We start from the raw sequence: 16,781 nt of genomic DNA on the forward strand, positions 1-16,781 counted from the left end.
TATTAGAAATCCTCAGCATATGATTTTACTTTTAAATGTTAAGTTAAAGCAAAAAAAAATTAACGTCATTGGGTGCTACTAGAATATTCTGCAATCACTATAGTGGCAATCATTTTTGTGAATGAATACAATAACTACTATAAGCAATTATTAAATGATAAAGGGGTGTAAGAGGATGAAAGAAAATTATTGGTGGAAAGAAGCAATTATTTATCAAGTATATCCAAGAAGTTTTCAAGACACTAATGATGATGGTATAGGAGATCTAAAAGGAATCATTAATCATTTAGATTATATCCAAGAGTTAGGTGCTACAGCTATATGGCTTAATCCCATTTTCACTTCACCGCAAATCGATAATGGATATGATGTCTCTGACTACTACACAATAGATCCAATTTTTGGGACAATCGAGGATGCAGTGGAACTGATTCAAGAAGCACACAAACGTAAGTTGAAAATTATTTTTGATTTGGTTGTCAATCATACTTCTGACCAACATATTTGGTTTCAAGAAGCCTTAAAAGGACCAGAAAACCCGTATCGTGATTTTTACATTTGGGAAGATGCGCAAAATGGGGGTCATTTGCCAAATAATTGGGTCTCTGTCTTTGGCGGTTCAGTATGGGAAAAGGAACCGGTTGGAGACCAGTATTATTTTCACCTATTTAAAAAAGAAATGCCAGATTTAAATTGGGATAATCCAGAAGTGGAGAAAGCAATTTTAGATGTAGGGAAATTTTGGTTGGATCATGGAGTGGATGGTTTTCGATTAGATGCATTTATTCATATGGATAAAGCCGATGATTTTTTTCAAGTCGAAATGGAAGATGGTCGGGAATTGGTATCTGCTCAAAAAATAAATGCATTTCTGCCCAATATTAAAAATTATGTTCAAAAATTATCGATGGATCTACGCAAAGTCAAAGAAGATATTTTCATTTTAGGCGAAGCTGCTTCAGCGAATGTTGATTTAGCATATGAGTATACAGATCCTGATAATAATATGTGTGATGCAATAATTTCATTTTTAATCTTTCCTGAAGATGAATCCATGAAAGATCCTCGGTTACCTTTTAATATGCAATCAGGCCGATTGGATAAAAAGGCATTCAAAAGAGTCATGAATGAATGGCAAAATAAAATGGACCCTTATGGCGGCCCAGTTTTGTATTGGAACAATCACGATATGGCACGGGCGTTATCTCGCTATGGGAATTTAGAGAAACACAGAGATAATAGCAGTAAAATGTTGGCAACATTAATGTATCTTCAAAAAGGGATACCGTTTATCTATAACGGGGAAGAAATCGGAATGCGTAATTTACATTATAGCGACCGTGCACAATTTGATACACCAGGTGCTATCTCTTTTTATGAAAAAGCAAAACAATTGGGTTATTCGGAGGAACACATCTTAAAAGAGCTAAACCATACTGGCCGTGATGTTAGTCGAGGAGCTATGCAATGGGATAACTCTGGCTATGCTGGATTTTCATCAAATAAACCTTGGAGCGGTGTAAATGTGGAAGAAAAATACAATGTGGCGGAACAAGAAAGCGATCCAAACAGTATCTTAACCTACTATAAAAAACTTTTGAAATTGAAAAAAACAGATATTTTTACAAAAGGATCATTTATATTACATGAGACGAAAGATACATTATACATTTATGAACGAAACTATAACGGGCAACGAGCAATTGTTTGTTGTAATTTAACAGACACACAAGAACATCTACAAGAAGAAGGTATTTCAACACTTGGTTGGAAAGTTGTTTTACAAAATGAAGGCAATTCTATCGATCAAGATGCCATCACTTTTGCACCATATGGGACCGTCGTTTTTATGTATGAAGGTTTGTTGACTGACAAAACAGCAGAAAAAGAATAAATTCAAGTTAAAGAAGTTGTTACCGGTAACAAGTTATTTTTGATTGTAAGTGTTTTCTGAATTCTGTAAGCTATAGTTGAAAAAGAAATTTAGCAAAGTCAAAGGTGGTATGTGCTCCATGCAACATAAATGGTGGGAAAATACAGTTGTGTACCAAATTTACCCTAAAAGTTTTCAAGATACAAATAATGATGGAATCGGAGATTTAAAAGGAATCATTCAACGATTAAATTATATCCAGTCATTAGGAGTAAATATGATTTGGTTGAATCCCGTTTTTGTTTCTCCACAAGTTGATAATGGATACGATGTTGCAAATTATTACGCTATTGATGATCATTTTGGTAGCATGACGGATATGGATAAATTGATTGATGAAGCACATAAACGCGGTATAAAGGTTATGCTTGATTTTGTATTAAATCATACATCGGATCAACACCCTTGGTTTCAAGAAGCTTTAAAAGGATCAGAAAATATATACCGAGATTATTACATTTGGCAAGATCCGATAGATCAAAGATTTGTACCAAATAACTGGGGTTCATTTTTTGGCGGTTCTGTTTGGGAAAAAGAACCTAACGGAAACTCTTTTTACTTTCATTTATTTGCAAAGGAGATGCCCGATTTAAATTGGGAAAACCCTGAAGTACGTTTAGCAATGGCTGATTGTGCTGAATTTTGGTTAGATAAGGGAATTGATGCCTTAAGATTAGATGCTTTTATTCATGTAGACAAAGAAAATGGATTTCCAGATGTTGATACAGCGAGTAAAGATGAAATTGTATTGGCAGAAAATTATTATGCTAATCTGCCAAAAGTAATTGACTACATGAAAGAGTTTAGCCAACGCATTCGTAAAAATTATCCTGATGTTTTTTTAGTCGGCGAAGCGGCATCAGCAACTCTTGAATTAGCAAAAAAATATACGAATCCAATAAATGAAGTGTGTGATAGTGTGATAACCTTCCGGTATTTTCCAGAAATAGACCAGTCAAAAGACGAACGACTTCCTTTAAGTCTGCAACATGGAAAATTGGATCTCAAAAAATTCAAACAAACCATGTCCGAATGGCAAAAAGGATTAGCTGCAATTGGCGGGCCAATTTTGTATTGGAATAATCATGATATGGCAAGAGCAGTATCTCGATTTGGTGAAGTTGAACAGTATCGTGATAAGAGTAGTAAAATGTTGTCCACCTTAATGTATCTACAAAAAGGCATTCCATTTTTATTAAACGGCGAAGAAATTGGAATGAAAAATTTAGAAATCGGAAGCATCGAACAGTTTTCATTACCTGGTGCAGATTTTTTTTATCAACAAGCACTTGAATTAGGGTATACAAAAGAATTTGCGTTAGAACAATTAAATGCACGAAGTAAAGATGTCAGCCGTGGAGTAATGCAATGGGACAACTCTAAATATGCTGGCTTTTCAACTCATAGGCCATGGAGTGGAGTGAACCGTGAAGAAAAATACAATGTAATGGATCAAGAGTCAAATCCGGACAGCGTATTGCATTACTACAGAGCAGTATTGAAATTGAAACAGAAGACAGTATTTATCGAAGGTGATTTTAGACTGTTGGAAACCAGTTTGGAAACTTACTGTTATGAACGAATTTGGAAATCCAGTAAGGCAATCGTGTGTTGTAATATGTCAGAGAATAAACAAACGATTACACTTGAAGATTTAGCAATACATACACACACAGTTGTGTTGACCAATGAAGGCAACATTCTGCAAGAAGCCCAATTGAGTTTGAGTCCATATGGAGCCGTAGTTATTTTAATAGACCTATAGAAAAAGTATGTATACTAAATAAAAAAAGAATTGAGGAAATAACGATGGAAACAGCAGCAATTTATCACAGACCAGATAGTGAGTACGCGTACTTATACAAACCAGAACGGTTTCACATTCGTCTAAGAACAAAAAAAGGTGATGTGAAAAAAGTTGGTTTGATTAGCGGAGACCCTTACTCTCATGGAACGGAAAAATGGTATGAAGAAGAGAAATCTATGAAATTGATTTTAAGTACGGATGTCCATGATTATTGGATGATTGAAACCTACGTAAAAACAAAACGCATCGCTTATTGTTTTCATGTTGAAGGAACTGACGGTATAGAAGTCCTTTACGGAGACCGTGGTGTATTTCCTTTTACAGATCACTACTTAGAAGATGCCAATACCTTTTTTAGAATGCCTTACTTACACGAAATAGACAGAGTAAAAACACCGGAGTGGGTAAAAGAAACCGTATGGTATCAAATTTTCCCAGAACGATTTGCTAATGGAGATACAACGAATGATCCTGAAGGAACACTACCGTGGGGTCATAAAAAAAATCCTGGACGAGATGACTTCTATGGTGGAGACCTGCAAGGTGTGATAGACCATTTGGATTACCTAGTGGATTTGGGAGTCAACGGTATTTACTTTTGTCCGTTGTTTAAAGCTAAATCAAATCACAAATACGACACAATTGATTATTATGAGATCGATCCTGATTTTGGCGATAAAGAACTGTTTAAAAAGGTTGTTCAAGAAGCACATAAACGTGGTATTCGAGTCATGCTAGATGCAGTTTTTAACCATTTAGGAATGGATTCGATGCAATGGCAAGATGTTCTTGAACATCAAGAACAGTCTCGCTATAAAGATTGGTTCCATATCAATCAGTTTCCAGTCGAATCACTGGCTGATTTATCGGTTGAAGAACTTGAAAATGTTAGCGAGTTAAATTATGATACATTCGCATTTACAGGACATATGCCCAAGTTAAATACCAACAATCCAGAAGTTCAAGACTTTTTATTAGATGTGACTACGTATTGGATCAAAGAATTCGATATCGATGCTTGGCGTTTAGATGTTGCGAATGAAGTTGATCATCATTTTTGGAAGAAATTTTACCAAGCTTCGGTAGATATAAAAAAAGACTTTTATATCTTAGGTGAAATTTGGCATTCTTCGCAAAGCTGGCTTCAAGGTGATGAATTTCATGCTGTGATGAATTATGCTTACACACAAACGATTGAAAATTTCTTTATGAAAAAAGACATTACAGCGAGTAAAATGGTTGCCGGATTAAATGAACAATTAATGTTGTACCGCAATCAAACAAATGAAGTTATGTTTAATATGTTGGATTCTCATGATACTGCTCGACTGTTGACTATCAGCAAAAACAACCAAGAATTGGCTAAGTCAGGATTAGCCTTTATGTTTGCACAACATGGATCGCCATGTATTTATTATGGAACTGAAATCGGTATGAACGGGTTTAATGATCCGGATTGTCGTAAATGTATGATTTGGAATGAAGAAGAACAAGACAGGGAGATGTTTGCTTTTACTAAAGAAATGATTGCTTTTAGAAAAAAAAACCAAGAATTGTTAAGTTATGGAGCAATAGAATGGTTTGATATTCGCGATGATGAAAAAGTTGTTGGAATGAAAAGGACCTATGGTGATGAACAACTGATTTGCTACTTTAATCAAGGAGAAAAAGATTTAGAAATTACATTAGAAAGAACACCGGAAACGTTACTATGGAACTTAGCATTTGTAGACAATAAATTATTATCAGTCAAAAAAAATGGCTTTGTTATTTATAAATCATAAAAGAAAAATAGAACTAGGCATGAAGCTTAGTTCTATTTTTTTTGTTTAAATGGTAACGTTTGCAAAAAAATAGCGGAAGTAAGATAATAAAGTTAACTGAGAAGGAGGAGATTACAGTGGAGAAAAGGGTTTGGAAAAATATACTGTTAGGTTTGGTATCGGCTAGTGCGTTAGTAGTGGCTGCTTGTGGCAGTGGGGAAGAGACAACTGGAACGGATTCGTCAACGGGTGGAGACGGAGAAGCTTCAACTTTAAAAATAGATGTAGATCCTCGATACATTGATTATGTTAATGAAATTATTCCTGCTTTCGAAGAAGAACACAATGTAACGATTGAAATTTCTGAACGTGACATGTTCGATGGACTAGAAGCTTTACCGCTAGATGGACCTGCTGAAATTGGATCTGATATCTTGATTGCTCCGTATGATCGAGTGGGTATATTAGGTCAACAAGGCCATATAGCAGAAGTTACTTTACCAGATGATGGACGTTATGATGAATTAGATCAGAGACAAGTCACGCTTGATGAAAAAATTTATGGTGCACCGTTTGTTATTGAATCATTAGTCATGTATTACAATAAAGATTTAATTGATCAAGCACCGGAAACGTTTGAGGATTTAGAAGCATTGTCAGAAGATGATCAGTATGCGTTTGAAAATGAAGAAGACACAAATACTGCTTTTTTAGCTAACTGGACAACTCCGTATCAATACATTGGTTTGCTTTCTGGATATGGGGGTTATATCTTTGGAGAAGAGGGCACTGACCCAACAGATATTGGATTAAATTCACCTGAATCTGTTGAAGGTATTACCTATATAACAGATTGGTATCAAAATATTTGGCCTCAAGGAATGTTGGACGCAACTAGTTCAGAAAACTTTATGAATGAATTATTTACTAGCGGTAAAACGGCAGCTGTGATTAATGGACCATGGGGTGCAAGTGGCTATGATGATGCAGGTGTGAATTATGGCGTTTCAACCATTCCGACATTACCGAATGGAGAAGAGTATGAACCTTTTGCAGGAGGCGTAGCGTGGGTAGCCAGCAAATACTCAAAAAATCCTGAATTAGCCCAAGAGTGGTTGGATTATGTTACGAATACGGAAAATAGTGAAAAGTTGTATGAGTTGACTTCAGAAATTCCTGCTAATCAAGAAGCGAGAACCGTTGTCAGTGAATCAGGAAATGAGTTAACAAAAGCAGTCATTGAACAATTTAATACAGCCGTACCGATGCCCAATATCCCTGAAATGAGCGAAGTATGGACCGGTGCTGAGACAATGATTTTTGATGCTGCTTCTGGAAATAAATCTCCGCAACAAGCAGCAGATGATGCGGTTCAATTAATCGAAGAGAATATCGCACAGAAATACCAAAACAAAACGTTAAAAGACAATGCTGTTTTTAGAGCAACCGCTCTTTAGACAGCATTGTCTTGTTTTTTGGTAGTTGCAACACGTAATTGAATACTGTTACCGGTAACATTTAGAAAACGTTTGCACAAAGCGCTTGGATAACTGATAATAGGTATGTAATCAAAAAAACTCATACATGAGGGGGATATACAAAAATGAAAAAGACAGGTTGGAAAAAATACGTTTTAGGTTTAGTATCTGCTAGTGCATTAGTGCTTGCAGCATGCGGGGGTGGGGAAGAAGCTGAAGAAACAAGTTCGTCAACTGGAGGGGAAGCTGCAGGTGGAGATTCAACGCTACAAATTTCTGTCGACCAAGGGTATATAGATTATGTTGAAGATATTAAAGGCGCTTTTGAAGAAGAACATGGGGTTACCATTGAAGTAACAGAACGCGATATGTTTGAACAATTGGAAGCGTTACCTCTTGATGGTCCATCTGGAAATGCTCCAGATATTATGATGTCTGCTTATGACCGCATGGGATCATTAGGACAACAAGGTCATATTGCGGAAGTAACTTTAGGAAATGACGATCAATACGATGATACAGATAGAGCTCAAGTTACATTAGATGGAAAAATTTATGGTGCACCTTCTGTAATTGAAACATTGGTACTATATTACAATACAGACTTATTGGATGAAGCACCTCAAACATTTGCAGATCTAGAAGCGCTATCAGAAGATGATCAATTTGCTTTTGATGGAGAAGAAGGAAAGAATACAGGATTTTTAGCTAAGTGGACTGATTTTTACTTTACTTATGGTTTAGTTGCTGGTTATGGCGGATATGTTTTTGGTGAAGATGGAACAGATCCAACAGATATTGGTTTGAACAATGAAGGTGCTGTTGAAGCTATCGAATATGCTACTGACTGGTTCCAAAATACATGGCCACAAGGTATGCAAGATGTAACAAGTTCTGATGCTTTTATTACAGATCAATATTTAAACGGTAAAGTAGGCGCATTTATTGGTGGACCTTGGCAAGCAGCTAGCTTAAAAGATGCTGGTGTTAACTACGGTGTTTCTACTATCCCAACATTAAACAATGATGAAGCTTATGAAGCATTTGGAGGCGGAAAAGGATGGGTTGTCAGCAACTATTCTGAAAATAAAGATGTTGCTCAAGAATGGTTAGACTATGTGACAAATACTGAAAATCAAAACAAATTCTATGATGCAACAAATGAAGTACCTGCAAATCAAGAATCACGTGTTTACGCTACAGGGAAAAATGATGAATTAACAACAGCCGTAATCAACCAATACAAAGATGCACAACCAATGCCAAACATTCCTGAAATGGCTGAAGTTTGGACAGGTGCTGAAAACATGTTGTTTGATGCAGCTTCAGGAAATAAAACACCTAAAGAGTCAGCTGATGATTCAGCTAAATTGATCAAAGAATCAATCGAACAAAAATACACAAATTAAATTATAACTAAAATTGAACAGGTTTCGGCAGAGGATGCAATTGTTCTCTGCCGAAAAATGTTAAAAGAAAAAGGAGGAGTTTAAAATGTCTTCTCAGACAAAACCTCAAAATGGTAAAAACGAAAAAAAGGCAATGTTGTACTCAATAATACCAGGCTTAGGACAGCTCTATAACGGACAACGGTTTAAAGGGATTGCATTTTTAGCTATTTTTGTCGCATTTATTGTCGAGATGATCGTGTTTGGTATTGATGCATTTAACGGACTTATTACTTTAGGAAGCACTCCAATGGAAGATCATTCATTATTTATAATGATAGAAGGAACACTTCAACTTATCATAACCATTATCTTCTTAGCCTTCTACGCATTAAATATCTATGATGCTAGACGAGTAGCTAACATCTGGAATAAAGGACAAAAAGTTAATGTGACAGCTAAAGAAGTCATGTGGAATGTCTATAATGCAGGTTTTCCTTACTTACTAATCGTACCTGCTTACTTAATGATGGCCTTTACCATTATTTTCCCCGTTTTGGTTACATTATTTATGGCATTTACAAACTACGATTTTTATCATATTCCACCAGCATCTTTGATTGACTGGATCGGTTTAAAAAATTTCGTAAATATTTTCTTCTTAAGTACCTATAGAGATGCTTTTACGTCTGTTTTCAGTTGGACGATCATTTGGACATTCAGTGCGACAACCTTACAAATTATTGTCGGAATTTTCACAGCAGTTATAGCCAATCAATCCTTTATTAAAGGGAAAAGATTCTTTGGTGTTATCTTCTTACTTCCTTGGGCGGTACCTGCTTTTATCACAATTTTATCTTTTTCAAACATTTTTAACGATAGTATCGGAGCAATCAATACTCAGGTTATTCCGTTAATAAATAATTTGCCATTCGTAGAAATTGGGAGAATCGCTTGGAAAACAAATGCATTTTGGTCTAAAACGGCTATTATCATGATTCAAGGCTGGTTAGGGTTCCCATACATTTATGTTATGACAACGAGCATATTGCAATCTATTCCAGAAGATTTATATGAAGCTGCAAAAATTGATGGAGCTAGCGCTTTTCAGCGTTTCAGAGAAATTACAATGCCAATGGTATTCATGGTAGCTGCTCCAACGTTTATTACTCAATACACTGGAAACTTCAATAACTTTTCAATGATCTACCTCTTTAATAATGGTGGGCCAGGAAGCGTTGGTGGTGGTGCAGGGGCTACGGATATTTTGATATCGTGGATCTATAAATTAACAACTGGAACTTCACCGCAATATTCAATGGCTGCTGCAATCACCTTGATTATTTCAGCTTTGGTTATCACTGTTTCCTTGTTAGTCTTCAAGAAAACAAATGCATTTAATATGGAGGATGCATAATATGGAGAAATTATTTAAATCTCAAAAGACTTCTCGTTTCCTTAGTCAGTTTTTCACTTATGTCTACATGATTGCTTTGGCGATCATTATCATCTACCCATTACTGATTACAGCTAGTTCAGCATTTAAATCTGGTAATATAACGGCTTTTTCGTTAGATCTAAATTCAGAATGGACGTTATCTAACTTTACACGTTTATTCCAAGATACGCTGTACGGCACATGGTATAAAAATACTTTGATGGTAGCCGTTTCAACTATGGTCATTCAAGTAGCATTGGTTACGATTGCTGGATATGCCTATAGCCGTTACAACTTTTTGGGACGGAAAAAAAGTTTGATGTTTTTCCTCGTTATTCAAATGGTTCCAACAATGGCTGCTTTAACTGCCTTTTATGTTATGGCATTACTATTAGGGGCACTAGATCAATTTTGGTTTTTGACTATGTTATATATTGGTGGAGGAATACCGATGAATACGTGGTTAATGAAAGGGTATTTTGATACAGTTCCAAAAGATTTGGATGAGTCAGCTAAACTAGACGGAGCAGGACACTTTAGAATCTTTTGGCAAATCGTACTTCCACTTGTACGTCCCATGATTGCAGTACAAGCACTTTGGGCATTTATGACTCCATTTGGGGATTACATGCTGGCTAGATTCTTACTAAGAAGCCCAGAAAAAATTACAGTTGCAGTAGGATTACAAACGTTTATTAGCAACCCACAAGATCAAAAAGTGGCTTTATTCGCAGCCGGTGCTATTTTGATTGCCGTTCCAATATCTGTATTGTTCTTCTTGCTGCAAAAGAATTTTGTTTCTGGTTTGACTACCGGAGGAACTAAAGGATAATATGTTGAGAATAAGAATTTTAAAAAGGAAAGAAGTGAAACAATGAAAACTAATACATTCCCGTTAAATTATTTTAAAAGTATCTGGTCTCCTAGCAAAGTATTCAGAAATCGTCATAAACTAAACTGGATTCAAATTTTTGTTGTTTTGCTTTTTGTTAATAGTTTATTGATGATCCCAGTATCATTAAATTATATGAAAATGGATACTTTCCCAGTGGAGGGGACGTTACCTGGTTCGTTTGGTTTAATAGATGAAACAGTTGTTTTAAAACTACAAGAAGGCAAATATGAGAACGGGACATTAGCATTACCAGAATCATTTAGTTTTTCATCTGCAAATGGTACGGTTAGTGCTTTATTGACAGAAAACGAGTTGGTAGAAGCGCTAACGTCTGAAAATACACTGATTTTTCAAAGGAACGAGTTCTTAATCAAAGAAGGCAGTCAGGATGTCTCAACTATTCCTTATACAAAAGATTTTGATTTAACAAAAGTTACGAATGGAACTGAATTAAAAGATGTCCTTTCGCGACAATGGTTTATTAAAAACAAAGGATATACCATAGCAACATTAATGTTTCTAGTATTCACTATTACATTGATCAGCACATTTTTTCTGACGTTTGGTTCAGCTATCTTTCTGTATTTAACAAAAAAAAGTCAATTTTCTTCTATCAAGACTTATAAAGAATCGGTCAATCTTTTGATTAATTGTATCGGGTTGCCATCATTCATAGGTTTGTTGATTGGTTTGATTCAATTCGACATCATCATTCTGCTAATGATTCAATCAGTAGGACTAGTAGTCATGTTACTGTTTGTTTTTTACCAAACAAAATTTAATGATGCAACGAATGAAAAGAACCTAAAAAAGCATTTGGAGGTAACAGCACATGATTAAGCGTTTATTTGATGTTGACCCATGGAGAGTAAAGTCAACAAAATTAGATAGAACAGATAAAAGACTACAAGAAAGTTTAACATCCATTGGAAATGGGTACATGGGGATGCGTGGTAATTTTGAAGAAGGTTATTCAGGAGATTCTCATTTAGGAACGTATTTTGCAGGTGTCTGGTTTCCAGATAAAACAAGAGTCGGCTGGTGGAAAAATGGCTACCCAGAGTACTTTGGAAAAGTGATCAATGCTACAAATTTCATCCCTGTCGAGATAATGGTAAACGACCGCAAAGTTGATTTGGCGATTGATGAAGTAAAAGACTACGAAATCGATTTAGACATGAAAAAAGGCATTTTGTATCGTTCATACACATGGGTTGAAGGAGAGAAAGAAATCAGTTTTACCTTTAAGCGCTATGTAAGTGCTGCGATTAAAGAATTAGCGGTTGTTGAAGTTACAGCTGAAGTCCTAAAGGGCGATGCAACGATTATTTTCATACCGAAGTTGGATGGTAATGTTAAAAATGAAGATAGCAACTATGAAGAAAATTTCTGGTTAGAAATAAATCGTGTTTCGGGAGAGAAAAGCAGTTTAACCACTAAAACGATTGAAAATCCTTTTGGGGTAGAACAATTTACTGTAACGACCATGATGAAAAGTAATGCAAAAAATTATGAAAAAAGAGAATATTCTGAAGGCTTTATGGAAGTGAAAGAAAAAATCACTTATAAATTAGCTGCTGGTGAAAAAGCTAAAGTAACTAAATTTATTAGTGTACTAACAAGTCGGGATATACAACCTCAAAACCAACAAATAGTCGCTGCAGAAATGTTGGATCAAGCCATCTCAATAGGTGCAGATGCGGTAGAAGCGCAACATATAGCAATCTGGGAAGAACGATGGCATAAAGCAGATGTGGTGATTGTAGGAGATGCTGAAAGTCAGCAAGGCATTCGATTTAGCATATTCCAATTGTTTTCTACTTATTATGGTGAAGATAACCGTTTGAATATTGGTCCAAAAGGATTCACAGGTGAAAAATATGGTGGAGCAACTTATTGGGATACAGAAGCTTTCATTTTGCCTATGTATTTATCTGTAGCTGATGAAAAGGTTTCAGAACAATTGCTCACTTATCGACACAACCAACTTCCAGGTGCATTTCATAATGCTAAACAACAAGGATTGCAAGGCGCTTTGTATCCAATGGTGACATTTAATGGTATCGAGAGCCACAATGAATGGGAAATTACTTTCGAAGAGATTCACCGTAACAGCACAATTGCGTATGCTATCTATAATTACACGAATTATACTGGTGATGAAAATTTCTTAACAACAAAAGGGATTGAAATGTTGGTTTCTATCTCACGTTTCTGGGCTGACCGTGTGCACTACTCTAAACGAAATAACCACTACATGATTCATGGCGTTACAGGCCCAAATGAATATGAAAACAATATTAATAATAATTGGTACACAAATACGATGGCGGCTTGGACTTTACGCTATACATTGGAAAGTCTAAAAAAAGTTTCTTCAATTGTAGTAAATGAATTGTATTTAAAGGATGAAGAAATATCTAAATGGGAAGACATTATTGAAAAGATGTATTACCCTCATGATGATGAATTAAATGTTTTCGTGCAACACGATACCTTTTTAGACAAGGATTTGCTTACAACAAATGATTTGAATCCAGCTGAAAGACCCATCAATCAACATTGGTCATGGGACAAAATTTTGCGTTCTTGTTTTATCAAGCAAGCGGATGTCTTACAAGGTATTTATTACTTGAATGACGAGTTTACGCTAGAAGAAAAAGAAGCCAACTTTAACTTCTATGAGCCAATGACGGTTCATGAGTCTTCACTTTCTGCATCCATTCATGCTATTTTAGCAGCAGAACTTGGTAAAAAAGAAAAAGCAGTTGAGTTGTACGCACGTACGGCTCGTTTAGATCTAGACAACTACAACAATGACACTGAAGATGGATTGCACATTACTTCTATGAGTGGCGGATGGTTGGCTATTGTTCAAGGATTTGCCGGTATGCGTACATTCAATGATAAACTGATTTTCAAACCATTTTGTCCAGAAAATTGGACAGAGTATAACTTCATGATTAAGTACCGTGGACGTTTGCTTCACATCTCGGTGACCCAAGAAACCGTCAGTGTGCGTTTAAAAGAAGGTAAACCACTTGATCTTACTTTATACGACCAAGAAATGTTGTTGTCAGATGTAGTAGAAAGTCCGATTCAGTTTTCACAGACAATTAAATGACAAAAGTTGAATTTAAAAGATGATCAATAGAAAGCTATCAAATTGATAAATTCATTTGATAGCTTTTGCTATTGTTAAAAAGGAGCAGTTGGACAATGATTAAAGGATTTATTTTTGATTTAGACGGTGTTTTGACTGATACGGCTGAGTACCATTACCAAGCTTGGAAAAGAATGGCAGATAAATTAGGTATTCCACTTGACAGTGAAATGAATGAGCAATTAAAAGGAATCAGTCGAATGGATTCTCTAGAGCGCATCTTAGCGTTCGGCAATCAAACGGAAAAGTATTCTGTTGAAGAAAAAGAACAATTAGCAAATGAAAAAAATGAAGATTATAAAAAATTGATCTTAAGTGTCACACCTAATGATTTATTGCCCGGAATAGCAGATTTATTAGCAGATCTAAAAAAAGAAAACATTCGATTAGCGTTAGCATCTGCCAGTAAAAATGGACCAGTCATAATGGAGAAACTTGGAATAGCAGATTTATTTGATACGGTAGTTGATCCTGCATCCTTAGCTAATGGAAAACCGGATCCGGAAATTTTTATTAAAGGTGCAGAACAATTACATTTAAAGCCAGAAGAATGTGTAGGCGTGGAAGATGCTCAAGCTGGCATTGAATCAATTAATGCGGCCGGGATTTTTTCTGTAGGTGTAGGTACAAAAGAGATGATGAAAAATGCTGATTATGCTGTGTCAGATACAAGTGAGTTGAAATTAAGTGACATTTTAAAAAAAGCAACTAACTAAGGAGTGATTGATAGTGGAAAAAAAATGGTGGCATAGTTCTGTTGTTTATCAAATCTATCCCAGAAGTTTTCAAGATAGTAATGGAGATGGCATAGGAGATATTCAAGGTATTATTAAGCGGTTAAGTTATTTAGCTGAATTAGGGATTGATGCCATTTGGTTAAGTCCAGTTTATAAATCCCCTAATGACGATAATGGGTACGACATTAGTGATTATCAAGCAATTTCTCCAGAATTCGGAACAATGGATGACATGGATGAGCTCATTCAAAAAGCCAATGAATACGGAATTCGGATCGTTATGGATCTAGTTGTTAATCATACTTCTGATGAGCATGCTTGGTTTATAGAATCACGAAAAAACAAAGACAGTGATTATCGAGACTATTATATTTGGCGAGATGGACAACCCGATGACATGCCTCCTAATGAGTTAACGTCCATCTTCAGCGGTTCTGCATGGGAGTTGGATAAACAAACCAATCAATATTATTTGCATTTATATAGTAAGAAACAGCCAGATTTAAATTGGGAGAATCCACAAGTCCGCAATGAGATTTGGCAAATGATGAATTTTTGGCTGGATAAAGGGATCGGTGGATTTCGAATGGATGTTATTGATCTAATTGGAAAAATTCCAGATGAACTAATCACTGGTAATGGTCCGATGTTGCATACGTATCTTCAAGAAATGAATCAAAAAACATTTGGTAAGCTAGACGTTTTAACGGTAGGCGAGACTTGGGGAGTAACAACTGAAGATGCCAAATTGTATTCAGCACCTAATCGTAACGAACTATCGATGGTCTTCCAATTTGAGCATATTGGTTTAGACGAACAACCTAATAAACCCAAATGGGATACCAGGCCCTTGGACTTCATAAAATTAAAACAAGTTTTTACAAAGTGGCAGTTAGCTTTGGATGGCGACGGCTGGAATAGTTTATTTTGGAACAATCATGATATTCCACGCATTGTATCTAGTTGGGGCAACGATTCTCCGCAATATCGTGTCGTTTCCGCCAAGATGTTTGCGACCTTTTTACATTTTCTTAAAGGAACGCCTTATATCTACCAAGGTGAAGAGATAGGGTTAACGAATACACCAATCTTTTCTATAGAAGAAGTTAATGATATAGAAAGTATTAATATGTACAATGAACGAATACAGCAAGGTTACAATAAAGAAGAGATTATTCGTGCTATCAATAAAAAAGGGCGAGATAATGCTAGGCGTCCGATTCCATGGGATGAGTCTTTAAATGGAGGATTTAGCACTGAGACACCTTGGTTGGCGCTCAACCCTAACTATCAAGATTTGAATGTTAAAAAAGATCAACAAAACGAAGAATCCATTTTTAACTACTATAAAAAGTTAATTCGATTAAGAAAAGAACATGAACTAATTGTATGGGGCGATTATAAAGAATTGCTGCCAAATGACCCTCAACTTTTTGTTTATGAAAGAAGTTATCAAGGGGAAACATGGCTAATCATTATTAATTTTTATGAAAAACTGACAATGTATAAAGATGATGATCGGAAAGTTGAGACTATTGTAATCAGTAATTATATGGATAGTAGTAAAAAGATAGATAAGTTAGAATTAAGACCATTTGAATCGGTTGTATATAAGTTAAAGAAAAAGCACGAACGCAATTAAAAATTAAAAGCGAACAAAAACCTTTTTTTATTTGCAATAGTTCCGATGTGAAAAGTATTTTGAATATATATACGTCGTTTTATGAATTGCAAATAAAGAAATGTTCGCTTTTATATTTTTTTGTAAAGAATGTAAACTTTATGGTTGACCATCTGGGATAGACTTGTTATAGTAAATGGTGTTGCAAGTAGTTTAATACTCGCGATAACGGAAAAAAATTCTTGAATAAATCAATATTTCATTTGACAGTCTGCTAAAGATTGTGGTAATCTAATAAATGTCGCTGAGCTAATATAAAAAAACTTTTTTGAATAATTATTCAAAATTAAAAATAAAAAAGCTTGACGAATAAAAAAAAATATTGTAATATTTAGAAGTTGTCAGAAACGGGGCAACACGCTTTAGACCTTTGAAAACTAAACAAAGTAAGACGAACCAAATGTGAGGGTGACTTAGCAGTGCTAAGTCAACAGTAACAAAATTAGTGAATAATTATTCGCTAGCAATCAATATGAGCTTCAAGCATCATTTTATATG

The 16,781-nt window shown here is 35.4% G+C and carries 11 protein-coding genes; all 11 read left to right on the plus strand.

Annotated elements, in window-relative coordinates:
* Positions 1-175: 175 nt before the first annotated feature.
* The 11 genes from ACKI3H_RS00510 to ACKI3H_RS00560 all read left to right on the plus strand — a co-directional run bounded on the left by ACKI3H_RS00510 (position 176) and on the right by ACKI3H_RS00560 (position 16,244).
* Positions 176-1,894, plus strand: coding sequence for an alpha-glucosidase (locus ACKI3H_RS00510; protein WP_407370347.1), 1,719 nt, complete (start codon positions 176-178; stop codon positions 1,892-1,894).
* Positions 1,895-2,012: 118 nt separating this feature from the next.
* Positions 2,013-3,698, plus strand: a complete 1,686-nt coding sequence (locus ACKI3H_RS00515; RefSeq protein ID WP_407370348.1) for an alpha-glucosidase — start codon at positions 2,013-2,015, stop codon at positions 3,696-3,698.
* Positions 3,699-3,742: 44 nt separating this feature from the next.
* Positions 3,743-5,524 (plus strand): glycoside hydrolase family 13 protein, encoded by a 1,782-nt coding sequence (locus ACKI3H_RS00520; protein ID WP_407370350.1) that lies wholly within the window; start codon positions 3,743-3,745, stop codon positions 5,522-5,524.
* 116 nt (positions 5,525-5,640) lie between these two features.
* Positions 5,641-6,960, plus strand: a complete 1,320-nt coding sequence (locus tag ACKI3H_RS00525; protein ID WP_407370351.1) for an extracellular solute-binding protein — start codon at positions 5,641-5,643, stop codon at positions 6,958-6,960.
* Between the two features lie 146 nt (positions 6,961-7,106).
* The gene (locus tag ACKI3H_RS00530; protein WP_407370352.1) at positions 7,107-8,390 is read left to right on the plus strand and encodes an extracellular solute-binding protein; all 1,284 of its coding nucleotides are present in this window, start codon (positions 7,107-7,109) and stop codon (positions 8,388-8,390) included.
* A gap of 85 nt (positions 8,391-8,475) precedes the next feature.
* The gene (locus ACKI3H_RS00535) at positions 8,476-9,786 is read left to right on the plus strand and encodes an ABC transporter permease subunit (RefSeq protein ID WP_407370353.1); all 1,311 of its coding nucleotides are present in this window, start codon (positions 8,476-8,478) and stop codon (positions 9,784-9,786) included.
* 1 nt (position 9,787) lies between these two features.
* A complete protein-coding gene (locus tag ACKI3H_RS00540) occupies positions 9,788-10,639 on the plus strand; it encodes a sugar ABC transporter permease (protein WP_350465929.1) in 852 nt (283 codons plus the stop codon).
* A gap of 42 nt (positions 10,640-10,681) precedes the next feature.
* Positions 10,682-11,542, plus strand: a complete 861-nt coding sequence (locus ACKI3H_RS00545) for a DUF1189 domain-containing protein (RefSeq protein ID WP_407370354.1) — start codon at positions 10,682-10,684, stop codon at positions 11,540-11,542.
* Positions 11,535-13,826: a glycoside hydrolase family 65 protein gene (locus tag ACKI3H_RS00550; protein ID WP_407370355.1), complete on the plus strand. Its 2,292-nt coding sequence runs from the start codon at positions 11,535-11,537 to the stop codon at positions 13,824-13,826. The genes ACKI3H_RS00545 and ACKI3H_RS00550 overlap by 8 nt, the downstream gene beginning before the upstream one ends.
* A 95-nt stretch (positions 13,827-13,921) precedes the next feature.
* Positions 13,922-14,581, plus strand: a complete 660-nt coding sequence (pgmB, locus tag ACKI3H_RS00555; RefSeq protein ID WP_407370356.1) for a beta-phosphoglucomutase — start codon at positions 13,922-13,924, stop codon at positions 14,579-14,581.
* A 13-nt stretch (positions 14,582-14,594) separates the two neighbouring features.
* Positions 14,595-16,244 carry a glycoside hydrolase family 13 protein gene (locus tag ACKI3H_RS00560; RefSeq protein WP_407370357.1) on the plus strand — a complete coding sequence of 550 codons (1,650 nt, stop codon included), beginning with the start codon at positions 14,595-14,597 and terminating at the stop codon, positions 16,242-16,244.
* Positions 16,245-16,781 lie beyond the last annotated feature (537 nt).

Origin of the sequence: Carnobacterium sp., assembly GCF_045617425.1 — a bacterium.
Taxonomy (GTDB): Bacteria; Bacillota; Bacilli; order Lactobacillales; family Carnobacteriaceae; genus Carnobacterium_B.

What these genes read in the sequence shown, in the direction of transcription:
- ACKI3H_RS00535 (WP_407370353.1), top strand. Translation starts at nt 8,476, where the DNA reads ATGTCTTCTCAGACAAAACCTCAAAATGGTAAAAACGAAAAAAAGGCA.
- ACKI3H_RS00550 (WP_407370355.1), top strand. Translation starts at nt 11,535, where the DNA reads ATGATTAAGCGTTTATTTGATGTTGACCCATGGAGAGTAAAGTCAACA.
- ACKI3H_RS00530 (WP_407370352.1), top strand. Translation starts at nt 7,107, where the DNA reads ATGAAAAAGACAGGTTGGAAAAAATACGTTTTAGGTTTAGTATCTGCT.
- ACKI3H_RS00545 (WP_407370354.1), top strand. Translation starts at nt 10,682, where the DNA reads ATGAAAACTAATACATTCCCGTTAAATTATTTTAAAAGTATCTGGTCT.
- pgmB (WP_407370356.1), top strand. Translation starts at nt 13,922, where the DNA reads ATGATTAAAGGATTTATTTTTGATTTAGACGGTGTTTTGACTGATACG.
- ACKI3H_RS00510 (WP_407370347.1), top strand. Translation starts at nt 176, where the DNA reads ATGAAAGAAAATTATTGGTGGAAAGAAGCAATTATTTATCAAGTATAT.
- ACKI3H_RS00520 (WP_407370350.1), top strand. Translation starts at nt 3,743, where the DNA reads ATGGAAACAGCAGCAATTTATCACAGACCAGATAGTGAGTACGCGTAC.
- ACKI3H_RS00540 (WP_350465929.1), top strand. Translation starts at nt 9,788, where the DNA reads ATGGAGAAATTATTTAAATCTCAAAAGACTTCTCGTTTCCTTAGTCAG.
- ACKI3H_RS00515 (WP_407370348.1), top strand. Translation starts at nt 2,013, where the DNA reads ATGCAACATAAATGGTGGGAAAATACAGTTGTGTACCAAATTTACCCT.